Below are 21,743 nucleotides of genomic sequence, written 5' to 3'. Positions count from 1 at the left end.
GTTGAGCAACTACTACGCACCTGAAACCGTCCTGCCTCCGCAGACAGATCTGCTGACCGGACGCGCCGTCGTCACGGAGGCCTATACGGTGATTCCTCGCGGAGTCCTCCGCGACATCGTGGTGAGCGAACTCCCTGAATGGACCGGTACCCGCACCTGGGTCCTGAACCGGCCGGTGGCAGGCGGCGCGACGACGTTCGCCCAGTACCTGCTCGAGGTCTCGCAGGGCGGCGGCTCCACCAATCCCGAGCCCGAAGCCGGGGTTGAGTCCTTCGTGTTCCTCCTAGAGGGCGCTTTGACCATCAAGCTCGAGGGTGAACTCCACGACCTCACCCCGGGCGGCTTCGCCTTCATCCCGCCGGGCGCTGAATGGGAAGTGTCCAACTCCGCGCCGGAGCTCGCCAAGTTCCAGTGGATCCGCAAGGCATACCAGCCGCTGGCCGGGCACACGCCGAAGGCCCGCGTTGGCAACGAGAAGGACATCGAGCCCGGCGCCATGCCCGGCACCGACAACAAGTGGCGCACCACCCGCATGCTGCCCACCGATGACATGGCGTATGACATGCACATCAATGTGGTCACCTTCGAGCCGGGTGCCGTCATCCCCTTCGCTGAAACCCACGTCATGGAGCACGGGCTCTATGTGTTGGAAGGCAAGGCCGTCTACCGGCTGAACCAGGACTGGGTGGAGGTCCAGGAGGGCGACTACATGTCCTTGCGCGCATTCTGCCCGCAAGCCTGCTACGCCGGCGGGCCGTCCAACTTCCGCTACCTGCTGTACAAGGACGTGAACCGTCAGATCAAGCTGACCTAAGCGGCTCAGGCTTATGGAGGTGGCGTCAATGGATGGGAAAGGTCCCGCGGACGCGCTGCAAGCTGTTGCGGAGTTGCAGAAGGAAGTCTCACGGACGGAAGCATCCCTTGTTCGTGCGGGTCGGCGGGCCGGCCTGTCCTGGGAGGCGATCGCGCTCAGTCTCGGCGTCAGCAAGCAGGCAGTGCACCGCAAGTACGGAAAGCGCTAACGCCTTCCCAGTTGGTCGCGCAGCTCGCGAACATCGGCTCCCTGCCCGAAAGCGCCAGACACCACCGCACCGCCCATCAGCGCTAGCCCAGCAAGGGCGGGGTAGGGAACCCGCCGGGTTCCTTGCCCCACTTCGGGAATTCTATGGGTTCGCGGTGGCAGCCTCCTCCGCAACATCGCCCAACCTTTTGCGGACCGCAGTTGGGGCTGACGTATGGGCCGTTATCGGCATCGCTCGAATTCCTAATCAGGGAGTGCAGACTTACCCTGTTTGGACGGGAGTTGATGGCCAGATTCGACCAGCGCAGCAACGACCCGTATGCCGAATACTGGTTCGCCGAGGGCCTTCTAAATCTGGTCGGAACTAAATCGGTCGGACCGCGGTAAGGCGGAAAGGGAACGGCGGGATCCAGTAGCACTCGCCATTGATCCGGGGAAGCTTGGTGCTCCGCCGTTCTCGCACCCAGTGCGGTAGCAGTGTGGGTAGCAGAGTCGAGGTCTTCTACAGTGACATCCAAGTACATCTGCTGATGTTATGGTCCTTCCGGCCAGGACGGGGCAGCGTAGTTATCGACGCGCATTAGCTGGTGCGGGGTCGACGCTAAGATCCGTACTGCACAGCAGTGCCGCGGTATTGACTATCGCGCCGATCGCGCTACAAACCGTCGTTGGAGGTTGCGTTCCATGAGTGGGCATAGATTTCGTGGTGAGTACTTCGCTTCTGCTGGGAGATCCTAAGACTCGAACGGCTGTTCGGCCTCATTGGAGCGTCCCGCCGTGGACCGACTGTGCCGCGCCGAGGAGGAAGATCAGCTCGCTCAAGATGTTGATCCCGAAGTCATGGTCGATCAGCTATGGGGTGCCTGCTATCACCGGCTCTTGATTCCGGATGAATCGCTGACCGGGGTTTTCGCAGATGCATTGACAAGGAACATTCTGCGCAGCGTCACGCCGAGGGAACGCCCGGCGCCCGGCACCCGGTGCCGTTGACGCCGAGACGTGACGCCGGGTGGCTGCCCAAAAAGTTGTCCAGCGTTTCCGCACCGGGGTTTTTGGCACGGTGGAAGGGCCCGGCGGGAATAGGACCATGCTATGGGCAGGCTATCGCTGCCTCGTTCGCGCCGATGGAGCTTGCGGACGGGGTTCCGCGCGCTGGTGTCCTTTGTGTAGGAAATGGGCTCTGGTTTGGTTCTGATCCCGACGCAACGGCCCTTCATCGACCTGCGGGCTGGAAGGGGCTCTCCTAGATAAGCCTGAGGCCGGCACTGGCCAAGGCGCCGAACGCGATCCCCCACAGGACGATGGAAATGCTCTGCCACAGAATGACTTTCTGTTTAGACGCGCCAGCGGTGACCATGAGCATCGAGGTGATCTGGCTGGGCAGGATTGCCTGACCAAGCAGGCTCACTCCGGCCACCCCATATTGGTCGAATCGGCGCATGAACTTCTCATGTCTTGGTGACGGCTTTGTGCGTTTTTTGGACCACCAGGAGTAAATATTGTGCCCAAAGGAGACCAGGAGAAACATGCTGATAAAGTTCCCCAGGACCGCAGCGCCCAGCGCGACCACGAACGGGAGCCCAGCAACAAGCCCCAACACCGTCCCAAAGTAGGACTCAACAAAGGGTAAGGCCCCGGCCAGGAATATTATCGTCCATTGAAGCAAAGGCGGCACACCGATGGTGGCATCCTGCAGTCCGTCGATCAGCTCTTGCACTTGGTCCCCTTCACTCAGCTTCTTGGTCCTCTTCATGAAATATTTTAGAAGTGCTAAAGTCAACTTATGAATCGTGACTACGAGGAGGCACAGGTGTCTTCAAATGAGCAGCCAGTCAGCCTGCAGGAACGTCAGCTCTACTCTGTTCAGCGCTCTCAATACCGCCTCACGAGGTGGTTCGGCGTATGGATGTGCGTCGTGGGTTTTGTCCTCATTCCCTCCGGTTTCGTGCTTCCGTGGCCGCTCGAACTGAGACTTCTCGTCATCGGCGTAACGATGGTTGTCCTATGGGCGGCTTCTTTGTTTTTCCGCGCACGCAAGGTTATTCCTAATTCCTGGCATGTAGGGCTGGCCATCGTGTTGTGGGTCTTGCTGTCGATAGCTCTCGATGTGCTGGTTCCGGCGAACTCCTCTCTTGCCGTTGCGGTTTCCGCTGCCGTCGCAGCGACGCTGCCCTTCTACGTGATCGGTTCCTACTTCCTTATTCGCCGGCCGGCAGGTAACCATGACACATACACGGCATGAGATAGATCCGGTTATCCATTCGCCGGTGCGTTTCTCCATAGTGGCGTTCCTCATCGGGCTTGATGAGTGTGAGTTCAGTGCGCTTCGTGATGCCATCGAGCTCAGCGACTCGAGCCTGTCCCAGCACCTGACGGTTCTGGAAACTGCGGGTCATATCGAAATTTCGAAGCGGAAGGTCGGCCGCCGTTCGCGCACATATATTCGTTGCACCGATGGTGGCCAGGGAGCCTTTCGGAAGAACCTGCAGGCGCTGGCTACCATCGCGTCGAGTAACGCGGAATCCCTGTCGGCGCAGAGTTAGGTATGGGTGCGCTTGAAGGCAGCGACGAACATGGCCGTTGTGAACTCGTCGTAGGGCGAGCGAGACCAGTCGCCGTAGAGGCCGGATAATTCGAGTCCGTTCTCCTGCACGATGCTTGAGATGATGTGTGGGTCGATGAGGTGAACCTGTTCGAGGAAGTTCCGGTCACCGCCGCCGTCGCTCCATGTGTGGTCCAGTGTTACCGACAGCCGATTATCGTCCAGTTTCCCTAGTGAGTGCAGCTGGGCGGCAGCATGCGGATATTCGGCTCTGGCTTCGAAGGAGGGGACCTGATCGAATACCCGGAGCAGCGGTGGAGGGTTGTAGGACTCGATGACTAGGTGTCCTTCGTCGGCCACGTTCGCGCAGGCCCGGATCAGGGCTGCCCGCTGCTGGTCCAGGGTGGGTAGGCAAGCGATGCTGCCTAGCACCGAATAGACCAGCTCAAATTTTTCCTCCCCTAGGGGTTCCCATGTGGCCATGTCACCGAGGTGTACCTCGACCGCGGACGTGTCAAACTCCGTCAGTTTTTCCTGCAGGACATCCAGCATGCCTTGTGAGGCGTCAACTCCGACTATGGGATGGCCTTTGGCGGCAAGGCGCAGGGCTACCCGCCCTGTGCCGATTCCGAGTTCCAGCGCTTTTGCCGAGTGCTCGGGCATTAGAGCGCCCAGGAAGTCCGCTGTGGAGCGCGCCATGTCTTCCTGGTGGAAAATCTGGTCGTACACGTTGGCGTAGTGCCCGTCGTAACTCATGCGTAGCTCCGCTCGAACGGTAAGGAGGGCTGTGGCGGGATCATGCGGCGATCCGTAGCGTTTGGTGTTCGCGCTGCACAGCTCGGCTGCTTTCGCGCGAAACGAACAGGACGCTCGGGCGGATGGTTTCGTCGTACCCGCCGGAGCCGACTATGCAGAATTGGTAGCGGTCGAAGCGTTCTATTTCGCTGGCGGATTCAGCCTTACTGAGAACGTAATCTTCGAGCACCCTGTAGGCGCTCAATTTGTGGATGGATTCTCCATCTACGTAAGGGAAGGCCCGCAACAGATCGGCCATGACGTCGAACATCCCTTTCTCTGTTCGATGTTCGGGGTGCCAGATCAGTTGTAGGGGTCGTCGTTGGCCGACTTGGTGGACGTCCACCCATCCAGAGAGCTCCTCGTCGTTCACGCCACGGCAGAAGAGGTGGTAGTCGGATCGTGCCGGTGTCGGCGCGAAGAACCTCCAGCTGGGCACGAGCGAGAAGAAATCGTGCGATTTCATCCTTGAGAACGCGTCGTTGGGGAACTGGGCCAGAAGGGTCGTGACAATATGCCCGCCCAAAGCGGCTGCTAGGACGTGCCGTACCGGTATGTTCATGCTGCTGTCTCCTCGTTCGTCGTTTGCGGTATCGCGGTGATGAACTCGTGAATGTGCTGAGCACATTTCAGGGAGTGTGCCCGGTTGCTGAGCATGGATTCGTGCGTGACGTCATCGACAACGACATGGCGCTGACCGGCGAGTTCCTGGTGGAGCCGGTCAAGGACACTGTCCGAGGTGATGGTCCGGCCAGCGGATATGACCAGGCTGGAATCGATCGTTGCGACTTCCGACGCGTCGTCGGGCATTTCTCCCAGCACAGCGTTCCACTCCATTTGGCCGCCGTACCAGAGAGCAGGGTCCGCGTACTGATCAAACGCTTCCTTCTTGACCTGGTCGGGAAGGGTTCGTACCCAGTCCGGGTGTACGAGAAATTCGCCGAGCCGCGCCGTGATCAGCGAACGAAAGAGTACAAGGTGGTCGGTGAAAGTTTGCTTGCTGCCCGCCTGAAGGGCCGAGGCGCGGAACTGATTGGGATGGGTGGGGTCCAACGCCACCGTCCCCACAACGGATTCGGGTGCTCTCAAACCAGCGCGCCTGATGAGTTCAGCGCCGAAAGAATGGCCGATAAGGATCAACGGGCGACCCTCCCGGCGACTCCGGACGTGCTCGATAACATCGACCAGCTCATCGACCGCATGATCAATCTGGTAGTGGCCCTGGGCTGTGCCCGCATCGGGAAGATATGCGGCACGGATGTAGGTTGCGCTGGATACGCCGCGGCTGTGGAGATCTTGCTGGATCCAGTGGAACTGTTCGGGCAGGCCAAGCAACCCGTTTTCGAAGACCACAACCGGACCGGTCCCGGTGTCAGCAGTCAGCTCAAGCGGCAAAACATTCCCGTGACGGGTTGCTACTTGCTCCCTCTTGGCCAGAACGTCCCGCAAGCGGCTCCGACGCCGCCCGTAACCTACCCATCCCATGGTGAGCGCCGCCGCCATTCCGGCGGTACAGTAAGCAGCCAGGGTGCGCAACGCCTCCCGCCGCGGGCTGCCTTCAATGGTATACCGCAGGGCGGGATGAAGGGATCCGAACGCGAAAGCAAACCGCCACAATCCCATGGCCGGACCGTTCACGATATGGAACAGCATGCCCGTAGCTGAGAAGGCCCGCGACAGGGGAGTGGGCAGGAAGTATATCGCCGGGAATGCGCACTCCCACACGAGGACTCCGTAATTGGCGGCCTTGGAGATCAGCGGGTGGCTTTCAAGTAGCTTCCAGAGCCCCTCATGGCCGTACGTCTTAGTTCGCACAATGTCCTTGACCGCGCTCCCGTCGCGCCAGGGCCTGCCACACATCTTGGCCCACCCGGCCACCGCGTAGGACATGGTGCACTGGATGGATTGGAACCACAGAATCACATCGCGGGATGCGTCATCGCTGACCAGGCGCGCAATCGCGTTCGTGCCCTGGGTGACGGTCGTGGCCTGGTCCGCGCCATCGGCCCCGTATCGGTCGATCGGAGAAAGCAACCCCGAAATGAGCGTGGAAACAACACTGGCCGCGGCCCGCGAACCGTTGTTGGTTGCGGTCGGCCAAGATGGCCCGGCTAGGAGGAACAGGTTCGCGCTGGCGCGCACCACGTGCAGGATGGTGTTCACTGTGGGTTGCGCAAGAGGATTCAGGACGGATACCAACCGTGGTGCCCGGACCGATTCGCTCTCTCGGCTGATCTGCCACGCGCCGATATTTTTTCGCTTCGTTGCACGGTTATACAAGACCTCACAGCTGGAGGCCAGAGCCGGTATGGCACCGATCCGCTCTGAAAGTGTTAAGACGCTGTTGTGAGCCGGGCTCACCACAAAATTGGGTATGGTCACGTTTCCCCCATGGGTGACATTGATATTCGCTCGATGCAATGATGGAACGTGAGCGGCCCAAGCGTTGACCAGGACCGCTCACGTCGTGAGTGCTTCCTAGAAGCTGGCCGAATTATCCCGTGCGGCCGCGTTCGTAGGCCTCCACCAGGAGGCAAATGACGCCGTAACCGGCAAAGACCGCGGCCGGGCATCCAAGAACCGGGTCCGTGCTGGCCTGCTCGGGCAAGATGCGGCTTTGCCCTCCGGTCCTCTGATCACCGATTCTCTGCAAGGACTGCGCAAGTACGCTTCCTGCTGTCAGTGAATCCCGCTTGTGGCCCCCCATGGAATGACGCATTCCGCTGCCTTTCATCCGTACCACCGTCCAATCTCCTCCGCGGCGGCGACCAGAGTCATTCCGCCCCAGAACGCCAGCCCGGGCGTTGCCATCTTCGGACTTGCTTCATCGACATAGATCTTCGAATGAACACCTGGGCTGAGGCGTTCGGGCGCCAGCTCCCCAAGGTAGCTCACGATCGTTCCTGACATATTCCCCCCTTGTTTGAACCCTGAACGGGTTGAGACCGACTCAGTCTCCGGTCAGACGGCTGATCAGGTCGCAAGCGACCATGCCGAGCGCGAATAGGGCCGGGTATCCAAGTTTCGGTTCGACCACATCCATTTGGATGCGCGAAGCTCCGGTCGGACGCGGAATCCCTGCTAGCTCGGTACCTAAGGCAGCATTCATTTACCTATCTCCTCTCAAAAATTGGATCCATAGGCCGATTGCCTATGCCCATTCAATTCGAACCGCGCCCCACCGGCCCGTCAATGGGTACCTCGCTGAAATGATTTAGTGGTTATAAAATCGTTACATCATGGGGGATCGCGGGACGGTTTCTGCCGCTCTAGTCTGGAAGCATGCTCACCACTTCACCGGGGATCCTCGTCTACGATGCCGACTGCGGATTTTGTAAACGTTCAGCGTCCGCGATCGCCCACCCCGGCATCGTCGAAACCAAACCATGGCAAAGTATCCGCGACCTTTCTGCGCTCGGCCTTCCTACCGAAACCAGCTGCTCAGCCGCCTACTGGATTCCCCCTCAAGGGCAGGTTCGGCGTGCAGAAGCGGCGATCTCGGCCGCGCTCGTCGCCCGAGGTGGGCTGTCCAGGATCCTCGGCGCTGTCATTGGCGTGAAACCGCTGCAACCGTTGGCCGCGTCCATCTACCGACTGATCGCGCGGCACAGACACTCCCTTCCTGGCGGTACAAACGCCTGCCGCCTGCCATGAAAACTGCCACGATCAGGAGTACGACAAGAGCCCTGGCATCGAAAGTCGTGTCGGTGCTGGGCGCCCTCAGCTGGCTTTGACGATGGGCAGTTCAGACTACTCGGTGGCGTAGCGGGGGATTGTTGTTTGCGACTTATGGTCCAGTCCGGTGGTTTGAGCAGGCCTGCGGTCCCTAAGTCGATGCTGGTAGGGCCGTACTTGTCTTTGATTTCGCCCATGAGGTTTCCGATTTCTCGGCGTTCGTGGACGGTGACGAATTCTCGAACAGGTTGCTGCCGGGTTCGATGGGAACTTCGGTCCCGGCATCGATGAGGTCAGCGCCTGTGTGTCGTTGAGGCCGTTGAAAAGGCTGATTCCCCGGAGCTCGTTGACGTCCATCAGATTGTCCCCAGATACCGGTGCACCAAATAGACGGACATTGCGCCCTCGCCGACCGCTGACGCCACCCGCTTCATTGAGTCGAGCTGCACATCTCCGGCCGCGAAGACGCCGGGGACACTTGTCTCGAGCGCGAACGGCGCCCGCGTCAGCGGCCAGCGCTGGGGATGACCGGCGTTGAGCAGGTCATGCCCAGTGACCACGAAGCCTCTGCTGTCGCGAACGACGTCGTCGCCAAGCCAGCTCGTGCGCGGTGAGGCACCAATGAAGATGAAAAGCCAGCTTGAAGCGACCTCCTCAGTCAGCCCGGTGTCCCTGTCCGTGATCTCCAGGAATTTCAGGTGTCCGTCCCCGCGAACGGCCCTCACCTCGCTTCGGTAGCGGACCTCAATGGTGGGCGAGGAGGTGATGCGCTGAATGAGGTAGGAGGACATCGTTGCCTCAAGAGTGCCGGATCGGACCACGAGCACTACCCGTTTTGCGAAGCGGGCCAGGTTCAACGCTGCCTGTCCGGCGGAGTTCGCGGCACCGACTACGTAGACATCGTCGCCCTCGCACTGGCCGGCTTCGCTCGCGTTCGCGCCGTAGTAGACGCCTCGTCCGCTGAGCGTCTCCAGGCCTTCAGCTTCAAGCCGACGGTAGGACACTCCGGTCGCGATGATGAGCGCCCGTGCCTCGATATCCCTGGAGCCGAACAGCACGGCGCGTACCTGGCCCCGGGATTCGAAACCCACCACGTCGTTAGCGAGCACCACTTCCGCTCCGAACCGGGACACTTGCGCCATGGCACGCTGGGTGAGGTCGGAGCCGCTCAACCCCTTCGGGAAACCGAGGTAGTTCGACTTCCAGTGCTTCAGCGCCCGACGACGCCCGCAGGATTCTGAACTCGGCCCATACCTGCTGCGGAGGTCCCGGGCGACCGCCGCGGAAACCTGCGGAACGTCGTCGACCGTCAGGATGCTCGGCTTCGTCATGACCGACGGACCCTGGTACCAGCCATGTGGCACGACCCATCTGCTCAGGAGACCTAACGTGAAGCCTATCCAGAGCAGTTCCGCGAGTCCATGACTCTGTCCGTCTTGTTTGCAGGTCCCCTTACGGGATCATGCCGGCTGGTAGACGGGGTAGTCCGTGTACCCTTCGGCGCCACTGGTGTAGAAGGTGGCCATGTTCGGCTCGTTCTCCGGCAGGCCCTCCTTCCAGCGGTACACCAGATCCGGATTGGCGATGGCCGCACGGCCGACGACGACGGCGTCAGCCAGGTCATTCTCGACCAGTGAGATGGCCTCATCCCGGGTAGTCATGACGCTGAAGCCGGTGTTCAGGAGGAATGGACCGTCAAACTGCTCACGCAGTTCCCGGACCAATTCACCGGCAGGCTCGTTATGAAGGACGCTGAGGTACGCCAGTCCCAGCGGTGAGATGGCCTGGGTCAGGGCGGAGTAGGTCCGGCGGAGATCCTCGCGGTCCAGCTCTGTTGCGCCCTGGACATTGTGCTCGGGTGAAACGCGGATGCCCACCTTCTCGGCTCCGACTGCCTTAGCGACGGCTTTGACCACCTCAACGACGAACCGCGCGCGGTTCTCCGGTGAGCCGCCGTACTGGTCCTCGCGCTGGTTTGCCGCGGGAGACAGGAATTCGTGCAACAGGTAACCATTGGCGCCGTGGAGTTCAACGCCGTCGAACCCTGCCCTGATCGCATTCAGTGAGCCCTGAACAAACTCCTCAATAACTCCGGGAAGCTCGTCTTCCGTAAGCGCGTGGGGGACCGGATAGGGCTGCTTTCCCTTGTAGGTGCGGGTCATGCCGTCGATCGCGATGGCGCTCGGTCCAACGACCGTGCGGCCTCCGTTGGTGTCCTCGTGTGTAACCCGCCCGGCATGCATGACCTGTGCAAAGATGCGACCGCCCTCGGCATGGACGGCGTCAGTGACCTTGGTCCAGCCTTCGACCTGCTCGTCCGTAACGAGGCCGGGCTGACCCGGAAAGCCCTGGCCGGCATGGCTTGGGTAGGTTCCTTCGCTGACGATCAGGCCGAGCGACGCGCGCTGGCGGTAGTGCTCGACGACGATAGGTCCCGGAACGCCGTCCTGGCCGGAACGGCAGCGGGTGAGCGGAGCCATTACCAGACGGTTGGGCAGTTTCAGTTCGCCTACGGTGATCGGGGAGAACAGCATGGGGGGAGTCCTTTCGCGGAAGCTTTCACTGTGAAAGCGCAGTTGCCCCGGCAACTATTCCGAATGGGACGTGGATCACAGTGGGCGCAACTGATGCTGCAGCTACGTCAGCCCGTTCGCGATTTCCTGCAGCGCGCTGAGGTGCTTCCTGAAAGCGGCTTCACCCTCGCGGGTGAGCTGAAAGACCGTTTGCGCCCTCTTGCCGACGAATGACTTCTCCACGCTGATATAGCCGGCTTCTTCGAGAACGGAGGCATGCTTGCTCAACAGGGGGTAACTGACGTCCAGCGCTTCCTTCAGTGTTTGGTAGTTTGCGCTGTCGACGCTTGCCAGCGCGGCGAGGATGGAGAACCGAAGCGGTGAGTGAACCACATCGTCGAGTTTGGCCCGCGATTCTGAGAGGCTCATCGCCCGCGTGCCACCAACCAGATGCCGCAGGCGATAGTCGGCGCCGCGCACAGTACCGCCAAGAGAATCGACCACCACAGATTTACCTGCCCGTCGCTTTCATGCGTCAGGAAAAGTGAGGCCACCAACATCACGCCTGCCCAGATCCCCGCGGCTCGCCACATCTGCGAAAAGTATTTTGGTCTGACGGTCCGGGCGGCTGATCGCCTCCAGTTCACTATTCCTACCACTACGTAGAACGCGATCAAGAGCGCTATTCCTGCCGCACCTTCCCACCAGGCAAATCGCTGGAGCACTGTGAAGAGACCAAGCCCGAGAAGGATTCCCCACAGGACGGTCCAGAAACCTTCGGCACGCGTGGAAGTGGCGCGCAGACGTGTGGACCAGGCGTCGGCGGCGTGCAGCATCCGCCGCGCCTCCGCGGCCTCAGTGCTCTTCGGCTCTTCCCCATGACGTGCCATGGCACCACGGTAGCAAGCACTTAACGATTTGGAAAGTACTTGTTCACCAGTGGCGCTGCTACCGCAGAACGACCGTCCGGTTGCCGAGCAGCAGGATCCGTCCCTCACAGTGCCAGCGCACCGCATTGCGCAGCGCGGCGCATTCGGCGTCGCGGCCCACGGCAACCAGGTCCTCCGGCCCGTAGGTGTGGTCCACCTCGATAACCTGCTGGGAAATGATCGGGCCCTCGTCCAGTTCCGCATTGACGTAGTGGGCGGTGGCCCCGACGGTCTTTACGCCCCGCTCGTAGGCCTGGTGGTACGGCTTGGCGCCCTTGAAACTCGGCAGGAAGGAGTGGTGAATGTTGATGACCCTGCCCGCCATCCTGTTGGAGAGCTCATCGCTGAGGACCTGCATGTAGCGGGCAAGGACCACCAGCTCGACATCGAACTGGTCGACGATGTCCAGGAGCCTTGCCTCGGCCTCCGACTTGGTGTCCTTTGTGACGGGCACATGGAAGAACGGAATTCCATGCCATTCGACCAGTCCTTCCTGGTCACGGTGGTTGGAGACGACGGCGACAATCTCTACCGGGAGCTCGCCCGTGCGGGTGCGGTAGAGCAGGTCATTGAGGCAGTGGCCCATCTTTGACACCATGACCAGGACACGGCGTTTGCGGCCCTGCGGCTCAAGCTGCCAGTTCAGCTGCCACTGTTCGGCCACCGGCGCGAAATCGCGGCGCAGGTCCTCCGTGGTGAAGGGGGCCGTGGCGACTGCGTCAGTTTGGGATCCAGAGGACCCGAAGGAGAAGTGGACGCGCATGAAGAAGTGCCGCTGCGCTTTGTCCCCGTACTGCTTGATGTCGAGGATGTCGCAGCCGTGCTCGAACAGGAATCCCGAAATGGCGTGGACGATGCCGGGGGACTCGACGCAATCGACTGTGAGGACATGCTCTTCCTGGGACGGCGGGGTTTCAGTTAGCACGGGATGCTCCTTTGATGTCTGACCCATGGTCAGTGCCGGAGGGCGTCGGGTCAAGGCTGTTGAAGCTGTAGAGATGGATACCGGCGAGCCTCGCGGACTGGCTTTTCAGCTCGGCTATCAGGCTCTCCGGCGCATAATGGTCACCGACCAGCAGCTTGCGGGCCAGCGGCCCTTTGCGGCTGAGGAACTTCAGGGAGCTCCCGACGCCGATCTGCGCCGCCAGCGACACCAGGCGGGTTCGCGGAACCGCTCCTGCCACGCCGGCCCAGACGGGCAGCTGCACTCCTACCCGGCGCAGCAGTCCGACATAGTCAAGGATCCGCGGAGCTGAGAAGCACATCTGCGTGACTACGTGGGACGCAAGGTGCTGCTTGGCCAGCAGGGCATCCACGCCCGCCCCCGGATCGAGGAAGGGGTGGCCCTCAGGATAACCCGCGATTCCCGCCCGGATCAGGCCGCTTGAATACTGCTCGATGTCTTCCAGCAGTGGCAGCGCCGAGTCATACGGGCCGGCAGGATGTTTCCGGTCCCCGCCGATGACAAACACTTCCCCGATACCGGCGTCGCTGCAGTTCCGCAGGATCCCGGTGAGCTCCGCCCTGCTCTGAACGCTTCGCGCGGCGAGGTGCGGGATCGCCGTGTACCCGAGACCAGCCAGCTGCGTCGCGGTGCGAACCGTCCGTCCAACGCCGTGATGCGGAAGACAGGTCACGGTGATCGGGGTACTCGGGGCCACCGCAGCGGCAACCCGCTCAACAATTCCCTCGGAAGGGATTATTTCAATTCTGGTGGGGAACATCATTGGTCCTCTCAGTGCATCAGGATCCGGCTGGAACTCAGCCGTGTGCAGCCAGCAGGGTGCTGGCTTCCTGGCGGGTACTGCCGGAGCTTTCAATGTGCGCGAGTTCGGCGGGGATCTCCCACCCCTTCTTGCGCATCGCGGTGGCCCAGAGCCGGCCGGCGCGGTACGAAGAGCGCACCAACGGCCCGCTCATGACCCCGAGGAAGCCGATCTCGTCCGCTTCCTGCTGGATGTCGACGAACTCCTGGGGCTTGACCCAGCGGTCCACCGGCAGGTGGCGTTCGCTCGGACGCAGGTACTGCGTGATGGTGATCAGGTCGCAGCCGGCCTGGTGCAGGTCGGAGAGCGCCTGCGAAATTTCCTCCCGGGTTTCGCCCATGCCCAGAATGAGGTTGGATTTGGTGACCATGCCGAGATCCCGACCCTGCGTGAGCACGTCGAGAGAGCGCTCATAACGGAACGCCGGCCGGATCCGCTTGAAGATGCGCGGCACGGTCTCGACGTTGTGGGCAAAGACCTCGGGCTTGGAATCGCAGATCGCCCGGATGTTTTCCGGCTTGCCGGAGAAGTCCGGAATCAGGAGCTCGACGCCGGTGCCCGGGTTGAGTTCGTGGATCTTGCGGACGGTCTCCGCGTAGAGCCACACGCCCTCATCCTCGAGGTCGTCACGGGCCACGCCGGTCACAGTGGCGTAGCGCAGCTGCATGGCCTTGACCGAGCGAGCCACCTTGGTGGGCTCGAACCGGTCCACCGGGGAGGGCTTGCCCGTGTCGATCTGGCAGAAGTCGCAGCGCCGGGTGCACTCGGAACCGCCGATGAGGAACGTCGCTTCCTTGTCCTCCCAGCACTCGAAGATGTTGGGGCAGCCGGCCTCCTCGCACACGGTGTGGAGGCCTTCCTTCTTCACGAGGTTCTTGAGCTGGACGTACTCCGGACCCATCTGGACTTTTGCCTTGATCCAGTCCGGCTTGCGTTCCACCGGTACTGCAGAGTTGCGCTGTTCTACGCGGAGCAGCTTGCGGCCTTCTGGTGCCAGAGTCATGGGTTCTCTTCCTTCGACTTCCGATTCAGCATTCGACGACGTTCACGGCAAGGCCGCCGAGTGCCGTTTCCTTGTATTTGGAGCTCATGTCCTTGCCGGTTTCCCGCATGGTCACGATGACTTCATCCAGAGATACCCGGTGCGAGCCATCTCCCCAAAGAGCCATCTTGGCAGCATTGATTGCCTTCGCGGCAGCAATCGCGTTGCGCTCGATGCACGGCACCTGAACCAGTCCTCCGATGGGATCGCACGTCAGGCCGAGATTGTGTTCCATGGCGATTTCCGCCGCGTTCTCAACGTGGGAAGGAGAGCCGCCCATCACCTCGGCGAGGCCGGCCGCTGCCATGGACGACGCCGACCCGACCTCGCCCTGGCAGCCCACCTCCGCGCCGGAAATGGAAGCTTGCTCCTTGTACAGCACGCCGATCGCGGCGGCTGTCAGCAGGAACTTGATAACGACGTCGTCCCGGTCCTCCTGCGTCGCGTTCTCCATACCGGGCGCGAAGTGGAGCGCGTAGTAGAGCACGGCGGGAATGATGCCGGCGGCTCCGTTGGTGGGCGCGGTGACCACCCTGCCGCCTGACGCGTTCTCCTCGTTGACGGCGAGGGCAACGAGGTTGACCCACTCCTGCCAGTACTTCGGATCCCGGTCCTTGTCCTCCTTGAGCAGCCGCTCATGCCAATCCGGAGCACGACGGCGGACCTTCAGACCGCCGGGAAGCAAGCCTTCTCGCTTGATCGCGGAGTTCTTGCACTCCTCCATCACCTGCCAGATGTGCAGCAGGCCGTCGCGGATTTCCTCCTCGGAGTGCGCAACCTTCTCGTTGAGGAGCATGATGTCGCTGATCCCCAGGCCGGTGTTGCGGCAGTGCTCCAGCAGTTCTGCCGCAGTGCGGAAGGGGTAGGGCAGTTGTTCCTTCGACTCCTCGAGCTGTTCCGCAGCGGCATCTTCCTCGCCTTCCCGCACGATGAAGCCGCCGCCCACCGAAAAGAACGTTGCCTCGTGGAGTACCTCGCCGTCGTCGTTTTTCACTTGGAAGGTCATGCCGTTGGTGTGGCGGGACAGTACGGTCAGCGGACGCAGGACCATGTCTTCGACGCCGTAGGGCAGGGAAGTGCCACCGGCCAGCTGCAGCATTCCGGTGTCGGCGATGGCAGCCAGCCGTTCCTCCACTTCGTCCGGCAGGATCAGCTCGGGGTGGAAGCCTTCGAGCCCGAGGAGGACGGCGGTCATGGTGCCGTGTCCGCGGCCCGTCGCTGCGAGGGACCCGTAGAGGTCCACCCGCAGTGACGCCACTTCCGCCAGTCTGCCGGAGGCCTTGAGCTCCTCCGCGAAGACGGCGGCAGCCCTCATGGGGCCGACGGTGTGCGAGCTTGAGGGCCCGATCCCGATGGAAAAGAGGTCAAAGACTCCAACAGCCATTGGTCATTCCTTACTGCTTGGAAGGTCAGAACTTTTGTCCAGATATGGAGACCTAAACGTCTCCGAACTCTCGTTACCTGGACAAAAGTTCAGAGGTCAGGCGAGGTCGGCAACGTCGGGGTAGAGGGGGTGCGCGGCGGCGAGTGCTTCCACACGGGAGCGCAGGCCGGAGAGATCAGCGCCGGCGTCGGCAATCAAGGCCTCGGCAATGATGTCCGCGACCTCCGCGAAGGCTTCCTCGCCGAAGCCGCGGGTAGCCAGTGCGGGCGTGCCGATGCGCAGACCGGAGGTCACCATCGGGGGACGGGGATCAAAAGGCACCGCGTTGCGGTTCACGGTGATGTCAATTTCCGCCAGGCGGTCCTCGGCCTGCTGGCCGTTGAGCTCGCAGTTGCGCAGGTCCACCAGGACGAGGTGCACATCGGTTCCGCCGGAGATGACGCTGATGCCCTTCGCAGTGACGTCGGGCTGGACCAGGCGTACGGCCAGGATCCGGGCGCCCGCAAGGACGCGCTCCTGGCGTTCCTTGAACTCCGGCGAGGCTGCGATCTTGAAGGCAACTGCCTTGCCCGCGATGACATGCTCCAAAGGTCCGCCCTGCTGGCCCGGGAACACCGCGGAGTTGATCTTCTTGGCGATGTCGGCGTCGTTGCTCAAGATGATTCCGCCGCGCGGACCGGCGAGGGTCTTGTGCGTGGTGGAGGTGGTGACGTGCGCGTGCGGTACGGGGGACGGGTGCAGCCCGGCGGCGACGAGGCCGGCGAAGTGCGCCATGTCCACCATCAGGTAGGCGCCCACCGAGTCGGCAATCCGCCGGAACTCGGCGAAGTCCAGCTGGCGGGCGTACGCGGACCAGCCGGCAACGATGAGCTGCGGCTTGTGTTCCTGTGCGAGCCGCTCCACTTCCGCCATGTCGATCCGGTGGTCATCCTCGCGGACCTGGTACGGAATGACGTTGTACAGCTTGCCGGAGAAGTTGATGCGCATGCCGTGCGTCAGGTGCCCGCCATGAGCCAGGTTCAGGCCCATGATGGTGTCGCCCGGCTTGATCAGCGCGTGCATCACCGAGGCGTTTGCCTGGGCGCCGGAGTGCGGCTGCACGTTGGCGTACTCAGCGCCGAACAGGGCCTTCAGGCGGTCGATCGCCAGCTGCTCGATGACGTCCACATGTTCGCAGCCGCCGTAGTACCGCTTGCCGGGATACCCTTCCGCGTATTTGTTGGTCAGGACGGAACCCTGTGCCTGCATCACGGCAGCCGCGGTGTGGTTCTCAGACGCGATCATTTCCAGACCGGTGCGCTGGCGGTTCAGTTCGTCGTCGATCTTGGCGGCGATCTCCGGGTCCAGATCGGACAGCTGTGCGTTGAGCGACGTCGACACAACCTGCTCGAAAGCGACCGTGGCCCCGCTCGCGCCTGCCGGGCTCACAGCTCGCCGCCATTGGCTGCTGCGTACTCTTCAGCTGACATCAGCGGGCCTTCTTCGGTGACGGCCACCTTGAACAGCCAGCCGTTGCCGTACGGATCGCTGTTGATCAGTTCCGGATTGTCGACGACGTCGGCATTGGTTTCGGTGACCTCGCCGCTGACCGGCGCGTAGAGGTCTGACACGGACTTGGTGGATTCCACCTCGCCGCACGTCTCGCCGGCGGTGACCGTGTCCCCGACCTCGGGAAGGTCCACGTACACGATGTCGCCGAGGGCGTCAGTGGCCACGGCGGTGATACCGATCGAAACGGGTCCGGAGCCGTCGCCGGCAATCCATTCGTGCTCGGCGGAGTATTTCAGGTCGGCAATAACCTTGCTCATCTGTTTTTCCTTTACAACGAGAAATCTGTAGGTAAGAGAACTCCGGCAGTGCCGGCGTTTTCGGAAGTGTGCGTTAAGCGAAGCAGCACGCGTGAAAATGCCGACTCTGGCGGAGGTGCCGCAGGACTACTTCGAACGCTTGTAGAACGGCAGCGCGACAACTTCGAACGGCTCGGCCTTGCCGCGGAGGTCGATGTCCAGAGCAGTGCCGGGCTCGCTGAGTTCGACATCGACGTAGGCCAGGGCGATCGGGTAGCCCAGGGTGGGGGAGGGCTGGCCGGAGGTCACTTCGCCCACCACCTTGCCGTCTTTCAGCACGGGATAGTGGCTGCGGCCTGCGCGGCGCCCGAGGCCCTTGAGGCCCACGAGCTTGCGGCCGGTAGTGGAGCCGGCGCCGGCTGCCTTGAGTTCGGCCAGCGCGGTCTTGCCGATGAAGTCCGATTCCTTGGCCAGCGAGACGACCGGGCCAAGACCTGCAGCGTAGGGGTTGCCCTCGCGGGAGAGCTCGTTTCCGTACAGCGGCATGCCTGCCTCAAGGCGCAGGGAGTCGCGGGACGCGAGGCCGGCGGGGATGAGGCCATGCCCGGTCCCGGTCTCCAGCAATGCTTCCCACAGACCCGGGGCACCCTCGTTCGGCACGTAGATCTCGAAGCCGTCCTCGCCGGTGTACCCGGTGCGGGCAAGGAGCAACTGCTCACCCTGAATCTGAACCTTGACCGCCGCGTAGTACTTGAGTTTGGTGACGAGTGAATGCTGGTCGGCCGGCACCAGCGTGAGCAGGATTTCCTCGGCTTTGGGTCCCTGGACAGCGATCAGTGACGTCTGGGCAGAGATGTCGTCGATGGTGACATCGAAGTTGACGGCCCTTTCAAGCAATTCCGAGGCGACCACGGGCGCGTTGCCGGCGTTCGGCACCACCAGGTACTTCTCCTCCCCGCGGCGGTAGGAAATCAGGTCGTCGATGATGCCGCCGTCTTCCTGGCAGATCAGCGAGTACTTGGCTTTTCCGACTGCCACTGCCGAGAGCTTCCCAGCCAGTGCGTAGTCAAGGAAGGCCGCGGCGTCCGGGCCGGTGACCCAGACTTCTCCCATGTGGGAGAGGTCAAACAGCCCGGCCGCTTTGCGCACTGCGTGGTGCTCGGCGAGTTCGGAGCTGTACTTCAGGGGCATCTGCCAGCCGCCGAAGTCGGTGAATGAGGCGCCGGCCAGCTTGTGCTGGTCGTAGAGTGCTGTGTACTTCTCAGTCATCGAGGAATCCTTAGTCTTCGAAAGCGGTGAGGGGAGGGCAGGAGCAGACCAGGTTACGGTCTCCCGCGGCGCCGTCGATGCGGCCGACCGGCGGGAAGTACTTGTCCTGTCGGAGTGAGTGCACGGGGAAAGCGCCCTGCTCGCGCGGGTACCGGCGCTCCCACTCGGAGGTGACGACGGCGGCAGCGGTGTGCGGTGCATTGCGCAGGGGCGATTCCCCGATAGTGAAATCGCCGCTGGCGACCTGCTCCATTTCCTTGCGGATGGTCACCATTGCTTCGATGAAGCGGTCGATTTCCGCGAGGTCCTCGGACTCGGTCGGTTCCACCATGAGCGTTCCCGCCACGGGGAAGGACAGCGTGGGGGCGTGGAACCCGAAGTCGATGAGGCGCTTGGCAACGTCCTCGGCCGTGACTCCCGTGCGGGCTGTGAGCTCGCGCAGGTCCAGGATGCACTCGTGCGCAACGAGTCCGCTTTCGCCGGTGTAGAGGACCGGGAAGTGCTCGTTCAACCGGGCGGCAATGTAGTTCGCTGCCAGGAGGGCGGACTTGGTGGCTTCGGTGAGGCCCTGGCCGCCCATCAGCTTCACGTACGCCCAGGAGATCGGCAGGACGCCCGCGGAACCGAAGCGGGATGCGGAAATCGCAACGCCGTGTCCGGCTTCATGCGCAGACTTGTTCGCGTCGCCCGGCATGAACGGCGCAAGATGTGCCTTTGCAGCCACCGGGCCCACGCCGGGACCGCCGCCGCCGTGCGGGATGCAGAAGGTCTTGTGCAGGTTCAGGTGGGAGACGTCGCCGCCGAACTTGCCCGGCTGGGCGAGGCCGACGAGCGCGTTCAGGTTTGCGCCGTCGACGTAGACCTGTCCACCGGCCTCGTGCACCGCATCGCAGACTTCGCGGACGTCGGCGTCGTACACGCCGTGGGTGGACGGGTAGGTGATCATGATCGCGGAGAGTGCATCCCGGTGGGCCTCGATCTTCGCCCGGAGGTCCCCGTGGTCGATGGTGCCGTCCGAAGCCGTGGCCACGACGATAACCTTCATACCCGCGAGAACGGCGGAAGCAGCGTTCGTGCCGTGTGCGGAGGCAGGAATCAGGCAGACGTTGCGCTGGCCCTCGCCGCGGGAAGCGTGGTAACCGCGGATAGCAAGCAACCCGGCGAGCTCACCCTGTGAACCGGCGTTGGGCTGGATCGAGACCTGGTCGTACCCGGTGATCTCAGCGAGGTCGGCTTCGAGTCCGTCGATCAGCTCGCGCCAGCCTTCGGTCTGGGAATCCGGGGCAAAGGGGTGGATGGAAGCGAATTCCGGCCAGGAGATGGCCTCCATTTCAGCGGTGGCGTTCAGCTTCATCGTGCAGGAGCCCAGCGGGATCATGGTGCGGTCCAGCGCGAGGTCGCGGTCCGAGAGCCTGCGGATGTAGCGCAGCAGCTGGGTCTCCGAGCGGTGTGTGTTGAAGACCGGGTGCTGAAGGTATTCCGAGGTGCGCACCGCGGCGGCGGGCAGCTCGAAGCCTGCGGCTTCCCTTACCTGGCCGGCACCGAAGGCGGCGGACACGGCGGAGAGGATTTCCGGCGTCGTCGTCTCATCGACTGAGATGCCGACGGTGTCGGCGTTGACGAGGCGCAGGTTGATGCCGCGGGATTCGGCAGCGGAGACTACCTTGGCGGCGTCGCCCGGTACGCGGACGGTGAGGGTGTCGAAGAAGGAGTCGCTCTTCAGTTCCCAGCCGGCGGCCTTCAGCGTGGTGGCGAGCGCACGGGTGTTGCTGTGGACGTTCTCCGCAATGGCCTTCAGTCCATCAGGGCCGTGGTAGACGGCGTAGAAGGAAGACACGATGGCCAGCAGTGCCTGCGCGGTGCAGATGTTCGACGTGGCCTTTTCGCGGCGGATGTGCTGCTCGCGGGTCTGGAGGGCCAGGCGGTAGGCGGTAGCACCGGCGTTGTCCTTCGAGACGCCGACGATGCGGCCTGGGAGGGTGCGTTCCATGCCGTCGCGCACGGCCATGTACGCGGCGTGCGGTCCGCCGAAGAACAGCGGAACACCGAGGCGCTGGGTGGAACCGACGGCGACATCCGCTCCCTGCTCACCCGGAGGGGTGATGAGCGTCAGTGCGAGGAGGTCAGCGGCGACCGTGACCAGCGCACCGCGCTCCTTCGCTTCTGCGATGACGGAGGTCTGGTCCCAGACACGGCCGGAGACGCCCGGCTGCTGGAGGACGACGCCGTTGATGTCGCCTTCCGGGAGTCCCTGCGACAGGTCAGCGACCTCAACCTCGAATCCGAGCGCCTCTGCGCGGCCGAGGACGATGGCAATGGTCTGGGGGAGGCAGTCCGCGTCGAGAACCGTTTTGCCGTCCTTGACGGCCTTGTTCTTGTTGGCCCGGCGCATGAGCAGCACGGCTTCGGCCACCGCGGTGGCTTCATCGAGAAGGGAAGCGTTGGCCACCGGTAGGGCAGTGAGATCCTGCACCATGGTCTGGAAGTTGAGCAGCGCCTCGAGCCGGCCCTGCGAGATTTCGGGCTGGTAGGGCGTGTAGGCCGTGTACCAGGCGGGCGCCTCGAGGATATTGCGGCGGATCACTGCCGGCGTGACGGTGTCGTAGTAGCCCTGACCGATCATCTGGACGGCGGTCTTGTTCCTGCCGGCAAGCCTTCGCAGTTCGGCCAGCACCTGGACTTCGCTGAGCGCGTTGTCCAGCCCGAGCGGGCTTTCCTGACGAATGGAGTCGGGAACCGCACTGTCAACGAGGCCGTCGACGGTGTCATAGCCGACAGCCTTGAGCATCGTGTCGATGTGGTCCTGGCGACGCGCACCGATGTGGCGGTCTGCGAACGTGGGGACGAATGACTGGACTGTCATATGAGGAACTCCATAACTCAGGTGGCGCAAAACACCACGATGACTTGGGTTCCTCCCCGCTCTGTATTGGACCTGAGAGTTTCCGTTTTTCCTGATGTTCTCAGGATCCACTTGCACCGTCGGTGAGCCCGGTTTCCCGGACTGCTTTCCAGAGTTG

At 62.6% G+C, this 21,743-nt stretch carries 25 protein-coding genes; 6 read left to right on the top strand and 19 right to left on the bottom strand.

Annotated elements, in window-relative coordinates:
• Position 1 precedes the first annotated feature (1 nt).
• Both P4U43_RS04035 and P4U43_RS04030 read left to right on the top strand, forming a co-directional pair.
• Entirely contained in the window at positions 2–814 is an 813-nt protein-coding gene (locus P4U43_RS04035; RefSeq protein ID WP_277357563.1) for a bifunctional allantoicase/(S)-ureidoglycine aminohydrolase, read from the top strand.
• A gap of 28 nt (positions 815–842) precedes the next feature.
• The gene (locus P4U43_RS04030) at positions 843–1,022 is read left to right on the top strand and encodes an AsnC family protein (RefSeq protein WP_404800696.1); all 180 of its coding nucleotides are present in this window, start codon (positions 843–845) and stop codon (positions 1,020–1,022) included.
• Here P4U43_RS04030 and P4U43_RS04025 read toward each other — a convergent pair.
• Entirely contained in the window at positions 1,019–1,153 is a 135-nt protein-coding gene (locus P4U43_RS04025) for a hypothetical protein (protein ID WP_277357561.1), read from the bottom strand. The genes P4U43_RS04030 and P4U43_RS04025 overlap by 4 nt on opposite strands.
• Complete coding sequence (locus tag P4U43_RS18050) at positions 1,105–1,545, bottom strand: VOC family protein (protein ID WP_404800695.1); 441 nt, start codon at positions 1,543–1,545, stop codon at positions 1,105–1,107. The genes P4U43_RS04025 and P4U43_RS18050 overlap by 49 nt, the downstream gene beginning before the upstream one ends.
• Positions 1,546–1,798: 253 nt before the next feature.
• Here P4U43_RS18050 and P4U43_RS18045 point away from each other — a divergent pair, with 253 nt between their 5' ends.
• The gene (locus P4U43_RS18045; protein WP_404800694.1) at positions 1,799–2,011 is read left to right on the top strand and encodes a TetR/AcrR family transcriptional regulator C-terminal ligand-binding domain-containing protein; all 213 of its coding nucleotides are present in this window, start codon (positions 1,799–1,801) and stop codon (positions 2,009–2,011) included.
• A 253-nt stretch (positions 2,012–2,264) separates the two neighbouring features.
• On the opposite strand, the gene P4U43_RS04020 is transcribed toward P4U43_RS18045, so the two are convergent.
• On the bottom strand, positions 2,265–2,738 hold the full coding sequence (locus P4U43_RS04020; protein ID WP_318532999.1) for a hypothetical protein: 474 nt from the start codon (positions 2,736–2,738) through the stop codon (positions 2,265–2,267).
• Positions 2,739–2,804: 66 nt separating this feature from the next.
• On the opposite strand from P4U43_RS04020, the gene P4U43_RS04015 reads away from it, so the two are divergent.
• Together P4U43_RS04015 and P4U43_RS04010 are read left to right on the top strand one after the other, a co-directional pair.
• Positions 2,805–3,263: a hypothetical protein gene (locus tag P4U43_RS04015; RefSeq protein WP_277357560.1), complete on the top strand. Its 459-nt coding sequence runs from the start codon at positions 2,805–2,807 to the stop codon at positions 3,261–3,263.
• Entirely contained in the window at positions 3,244–3,564 is a 321-nt protein-coding gene (locus P4U43_RS04010) for a transcriptional regulator (protein ID WP_277357559.1), read from the top strand. Before P4U43_RS04015 ends, P4U43_RS04010 begins: the two co-directional genes overlap by 20 nt.
• Here the strand turns inward: P4U43_RS04010 and P4U43_RS04005 are convergent.
• From P4U43_RS04005 to P4U43_RS03990, 4 genes are all read right to left on the bottom strand, one after another.
• A complete protein-coding gene (locus P4U43_RS04005) occupies positions 3,561–4,319 on the bottom strand; it encodes a class I SAM-dependent DNA methyltransferase (RefSeq protein WP_277357558.1) in 759 nt (252 codons plus the stop codon). The genes P4U43_RS04010 and P4U43_RS04005 overlap by 4 nt on opposite strands.
• A gap of 40 nt (positions 4,320–4,359) precedes the next feature.
• On the bottom strand, positions 4,360–4,920 hold the full coding sequence (locus P4U43_RS04000) for a hypothetical protein (protein WP_277357557.1): 561 nt from the start codon (positions 4,918–4,920) through the stop codon (positions 4,360–4,362).
• A complete protein-coding gene (locus P4U43_RS03995; RefSeq protein ID WP_277357556.1) occupies positions 4,917–6,521 on the bottom strand; it encodes an alpha/beta fold hydrolase in 1,605 nt (534 codons plus the stop codon). Before P4U43_RS03995 ends, P4U43_RS04000 begins: the two co-directional genes overlap by 4 nt.
• Before the next feature lie 567 nt (positions 6,522–7,088).
• A complete protein-coding gene (locus tag P4U43_RS03990; RefSeq protein WP_277357555.1) occupies positions 7,089–7,253 on the bottom strand; it encodes a hypothetical protein in 165 nt (54 codons plus the stop codon).
• Positions 7,254–7,640: 387 nt separating this feature from the next.
• Between P4U43_RS03990 and P4U43_RS03985 the strand changes: the two genes are divergently transcribed.
• Positions 7,641–8,012 (top strand): thiol-disulfide oxidoreductase DCC family protein, encoded by a 372-nt coding sequence (locus P4U43_RS03985; RefSeq protein ID WP_277357554.1) that lies wholly within the window; start codon positions 7,641–7,643, stop codon positions 8,010–8,012.
• Between the two features lie 377 nt (positions 8,013–8,389).
• On the opposite strand, the gene P4U43_RS03980 is transcribed toward P4U43_RS03985, so the two are convergent.
• From P4U43_RS03980 to gcvP, 12 genes are all read right to left on the bottom strand, one after another.
• Entirely contained in the window at positions 8,390–9,364 is a 975-nt protein-coding gene (locus tag P4U43_RS03980; RefSeq protein ID WP_277357553.1) for an NAD(P)/FAD-dependent oxidoreductase, read from the bottom strand.
• A 129-nt stretch (positions 9,365–9,493) separates the two neighbouring features.
• The gene (locus P4U43_RS03975; RefSeq protein WP_277357552.1) at positions 9,494–10,567 is read right to left on the bottom strand and encodes an alkene reductase; all 1,074 of its coding nucleotides are present in this window, start codon (positions 10,565–10,567) and stop codon (positions 9,494–9,496) included.
• A gap of 102 nt (positions 10,568–10,669) precedes the next feature.
• Complete coding sequence (locus tag P4U43_RS03970) at positions 10,670–10,975, bottom strand: winged helix-turn-helix domain-containing protein (RefSeq protein ID WP_277357551.1); 306 nt, start codon at positions 10,973–10,975, stop codon at positions 10,670–10,672.
• On the bottom strand, positions 10,972–11,436 hold the full coding sequence (locus tag P4U43_RS03965; RefSeq protein ID WP_277357550.1) for a hypothetical protein: 465 nt from the start codon (positions 11,434–11,436) through the stop codon (positions 10,972–10,974). The genes P4U43_RS03970 and P4U43_RS03965 overlap by 4 nt, the downstream gene beginning before the upstream one ends.
• Before the next feature lie 58 nt (positions 11,437–11,494).
• Positions 11,495–12,427: a formyltetrahydrofolate deformylase gene (gene purU, locus P4U43_RS03960; RefSeq protein ID WP_277357549.1), complete on the bottom strand. Its 933-nt coding sequence runs from the start codon at positions 12,425–12,427 to the stop codon at positions 11,495–11,497.
• Complete coding sequence (locus tag P4U43_RS03955) at positions 12,390–13,199, bottom strand: methylenetetrahydrofolate reductase (RefSeq protein WP_277357548.1); 810 nt, start codon at positions 13,197–13,199, stop codon at positions 12,390–12,392. The genes purU and P4U43_RS03955 overlap by 38 nt, the downstream gene beginning before the upstream one ends.
• 37 nt (positions 13,200–13,236) lie before the next feature.
• On the bottom strand, positions 13,237–14,244 hold the full coding sequence (lipA, locus tag P4U43_RS03950; RefSeq protein WP_277357547.1) for a lipoyl synthase: 1,008 nt from the start codon (positions 14,242–14,244) through the stop codon (positions 13,237–13,239).
• 25 nt (positions 14,245–14,269) lie between these two features.
• The gene (locus P4U43_RS03945) at positions 14,270–15,667 is read right to left on the bottom strand and encodes an L-serine ammonia-lyase (protein WP_277357546.1); all 1,398 of its coding nucleotides are present in this window, start codon (positions 15,665–15,667) and stop codon (positions 14,270–14,272) included.
• Between the two features lie 96 nt (positions 15,668–15,763).
• Complete coding sequence (gene glyA, locus P4U43_RS03940) at positions 15,764–17,095, bottom strand: serine hydroxymethyltransferase (protein WP_277357545.1); 1,332 nt, start codon at positions 17,093–17,095, stop codon at positions 15,764–15,766.
• Positions 17,092–17,475: a glycine cleavage system protein GcvH gene (gcvH, locus tag P4U43_RS03935; RefSeq protein ID WP_277357544.1), complete on the bottom strand. Its 384-nt coding sequence runs from the start codon at positions 17,473–17,475 to the stop codon at positions 17,092–17,094. The genes glyA and gcvH overlap by 4 nt, the downstream gene beginning before the upstream one ends.
• Before the next feature lie 126 nt (positions 17,476–17,601).
• Positions 17,602–18,723, bottom strand: coding sequence for a glycine cleavage system aminomethyltransferase GcvT (gcvT, locus tag P4U43_RS03930; protein WP_277357543.1), 1,122 nt, complete (start codon positions 18,721–18,723; stop codon positions 17,602–17,604).
• Positions 18,724–18,733: 10 nt separating this feature from the next.
• Entirely contained in the window at positions 18,734–21,586 is a 2,853-nt protein-coding gene (gene gcvP, locus P4U43_RS03925) for an aminomethyl-transferring glycine dehydrogenase (RefSeq protein ID WP_277357542.1), read from the bottom strand.
• Between the last annotated feature and the right edge of the window lie 157 nt (positions 21,587–21,743).

It is taken from the genome of Arthrobacter vasquezii, assembly GCF_029455255.1.
Lineage (GTDB): Bacteria > Actinomycetota > Actinomycetes > Actinomycetales > Micrococcaceae > Arthrobacter_D > Arthrobacter_D parietis.
Note: the sequence above shows the minus strand (reverse complement) of the source record. Positions and strands in the feature narration are given on the sequence as shown.

What these genes read in the sequence shown, in the direction of transcription:
- P4U43_RS04030 (WP_404800696.1), top strand. Translation starts at nt 843, where the DNA reads ATGGATGGGAAAGGTCCCGCGGACGCGCTGCAAGCTGTTGCGGAGTTG.
- P4U43_RS18050 (WP_404800695.1), bottom strand. Translation starts at nt 1,545, where the DNA reads ATGTACTTGGATGTCACTGTAGAAGACCTCGACTCTGCTACCCACACT.
- P4U43_RS04015 (WP_277357560.1), top strand. Translation starts at nt 2,805, where the DNA reads ATGAATCGTGACTACGAGGAGGCACAGGTGTCTTCAAATGAGCAGCCA.
- P4U43_RS04010 (WP_277357559.1), top strand. Translation starts at nt 3,244, where the DNA reads ATGACACATACACGGCATGAGATAGATCCGGTTATCCATTCGCCGGTG.
- P4U43_RS04005 (WP_277357558.1), bottom strand. Translation starts at nt 4,319, where the DNA reads ATGAGTTACGACGGGCACTACGCCAACGTGTACGACCAGATTTTCCAC.
- P4U43_RS04000 (WP_277357557.1), bottom strand. Translation starts at nt 4,920, where the DNA reads ATGAACATACCGGTACGGCACGTCCTAGCAGCCGCTTTGGGCGGGCAT.
- P4U43_RS03985 (WP_277357554.1), top strand. Translation starts at nt 7,641, where the DNA reads ATGCTCACCACTTCACCGGGGATCCTCGTCTACGATGCCGACTGCGGA.
- P4U43_RS03980 (WP_277357553.1), bottom strand. Translation starts at nt 9,364, where the DNA reads ATGACGAAGCCGAGCATCCTGACGGTCGACGACGTTCCGCAGGTTTCC.
- P4U43_RS03975 (WP_277357552.1), bottom strand. Translation starts at nt 10,567, where the DNA reads ATGCTGTTCTCCCCGATCACCGTAGGCGAACTGAAACTGCCCAACCGT.
- P4U43_RS03970 (WP_277357551.1), bottom strand. Translation starts at nt 10,975, where the DNA reads ATGAGCCTCTCAGAATCGCGGGCCAAACTCGACGATGTGGTTCACTCA.
- P4U43_RS03965 (WP_277357550.1), bottom strand. Translation starts at nt 11,436, where the DNA reads ATGGCACGTCATGGGGAAGAGCCGAAGAGCACTGAGGCCGCGGAGGCG.
- purU (WP_277357549.1), bottom strand. Translation starts at nt 12,427, where the DNA reads ATGGGTCAGACATCAAAGGAGCATCCCGTGCTAACTGAAACCCCGCCG.
- P4U43_RS03955 (WP_277357548.1), bottom strand. Translation starts at nt 13,199, where the DNA reads ATGTTCCCCACCAGAATTGAAATAATCCCTTCCGAGGGAATTGTTGAG.
- lipA (WP_277357547.1), bottom strand. Translation starts at nt 14,244, where the DNA reads ATGACTCTGGCACCAGAAGGCCGCAAGCTGCTCCGCGTAGAACAGCGC.
- P4U43_RS03945 (WP_277357546.1), bottom strand. Translation starts at nt 15,667, where the DNA reads ATGGCTGTTGGAGTCTTTGACCTCTTTTCCATCGGGATCGGGCCCTCA.
- gcvH (WP_277357544.1), bottom strand. Translation starts at nt 17,475, where the DNA reads ATGAGCAAGGTTATTGCCGACCTGAAATACTCCGCCGAGCACGAATGG.
- gcvT (WP_277357543.1), bottom strand. Translation starts at nt 18,723, where the DNA reads ATGACTGAGAAGTACACAGCACTCTACGACCAGCACAAGCTGGCCGGC.
- gcvP (WP_277357542.1), bottom strand. Translation starts at nt 21,586, where the DNA reads ATGACAGTCCAGTCATTCGTCCCCACGTTCGCAGACCGCCACATCGGT.